This is a genomic window from Rhodoferax sp. RT5P35 (genome assembly GCF_056521385.1).
Genome location: NZ_JBWMAX010000080.1, coordinates 1 through 1,656 on the forward strand (window position 1 = coordinate 1; position 1,656 = coordinate 1,656).

The following is a 1,656-nucleotide window of genomic DNA, read 5'->3' on the forward strand; positions in this document are numbered from 1 at the left end:
CAAGCTGTTTGCGCAATATGTATGCCAGTGGATAGGAGGGGTTTTCGGGCCTGTATGCGGTGGAAAACCGGGCCGATGGCAGCTTGTGTTCAATGCGGGTTCAGTCGCCCTGCTGCACGCTGCAACACTGTTCCAATATGAGTCACTGCACGGAGCACGCTTGCTCAAGCGGGTAGCAGCGTGATGCCCGCAGTGGCCTGCCACACGCCTTTTTTATCCACCACCAGCACATCCACATTCCAGACCTTGGCCAGTTGCAAGGCCCGATGGAAGCCCGCGACAAACATCACCTTGGTCAAGGCATCGGCCAGCACGCAGCTGGGTGCCACCACGCTCACGCACGACAGGCCGGTAGGTGAATAGCCGGTGGATGGATCGAAGATATGGTGGTGTTGAAAGTCGGGGCTGAAGCTGCACTGGTTGTCGGCCGATGTCGCCACGCAGCGGCCATCCATGGCGACGCGCGCCAGCACCGCCTGCGCATCGCGCGGATCGGCCACGCCCAGCGTCCAGGGCCGCTCGGGCGCGGGTGCTCCCATCGCCGCCCATTCCCCGGTGTCGATCAACGCATGCCGGATGCCCAGCGCCCGCAGGCGCTTCGCCACCAGGTCTGCCGCATAGCCCTGTGCAATGCCGTTGAGGGTGATACCCATCCCCTTGCGCCCCAGTGCGATGGCCTCTTCGGAGACTTCCAGCAGCTTCCAGTTGGCAAGGCTCTTTGCGGCCCGCACGGCATCCGGTGTCGGTAGCCGCCCCTGGCTGCTGGCCGCCTGGAACACCGCCCACAGCGGCTGCACCGTCACATCGAATGCGCCACGGCTTCGGGCCGATATGGCCTGGGCCGTTTGCAATATTGCGACCAGATCGGGGTGGGGATGGCGCAGGTGACCCGTGCGGTTGAGCTCGCAGATCGCGCTGTCGGGCCGAAACAAACTCATCTGGTCTTCCACATGCCGGATGGTGTCGCGCGCTGCATCCAGTGCGCGCTCGGCCAGCGCGGCATCCGCGTGGCCCACGCGGATCGCCATGGTGGTTCCCAGGCCTGTCAGCGTGCGCGCATGCCATTGCAGTGGCTCCGCCTGGGCCAAGCCCGCACCGCACAGGCCGATGGCCGTCTGGATAAAGGAGCGGCGCTTCATGGTGTGTGTTCCGTGGCGGCTGAGAGCGCAACGATGGGAATCACCGGCTGGCTGGCGGCCTTGCGCTTGCTGTTGAATACCGGCACACAAAGCTCTTCGCTCTCATAGACCACCACGCAGTCCATGCACTGGAAGCACTCGCCGTAGTCCACCTTTCCAGCCTTGTCGATGGCCTGGTAGGCGCAGTCGCTGCGGCAGCGTTGGCAGGGCTGGCCACATTCTGTGCGGCGCTTGATCCAGTCGAACTGCCGCAACCGGCCCAGCACCGACATGCCCGCGCCCAAGGGGCAGAGGTAGCGGCAGTAGCCTTTGTAGAAAAAGGCACTCAGGCCGACGGTGCACACCGCCCACAGCACGAACGGCCAGGCACGTACAAAGTTCAGGGTGATGCTGGTCTTGAAGGGCTCTACTTCCACCAGCCTGTCGCTCCAGGTGACGGACAGACAGGCCGACAACAGGATGCCTGCGAGGATGAAGTACTTGACCCACTTCAAGCGCGCATCCAGTTGCGTAGAGA

2 protein-coding genes are annotated in these 1,656 nt (G+C 63.7%); both read right to left on the bottom strand.

The window, feature by feature from the left end; all coding sequences use genetic code 11:
* Positions 1-164 precede the first annotated feature (164 nt).
* Positions 165-1,139 (bottom strand): FAD:protein FMN transferase, encoded by a 975-nt coding sequence (locus AC097L_RS23750; RefSeq protein WP_479589200.1) that lies wholly within the window; start codon positions 1,137-1,139, stop codon positions 165-167.
* Positions 1,136-1,656 (bottom strand): 4Fe-4S binding protein (locus AC097L_RS23755; protein ID WP_479589201.1); only part of this gene is annotated, 521 nt, incomplete at its 5' end. The genes AC097L_RS23750 and AC097L_RS23755, both read right to left, overlap by 4 nt.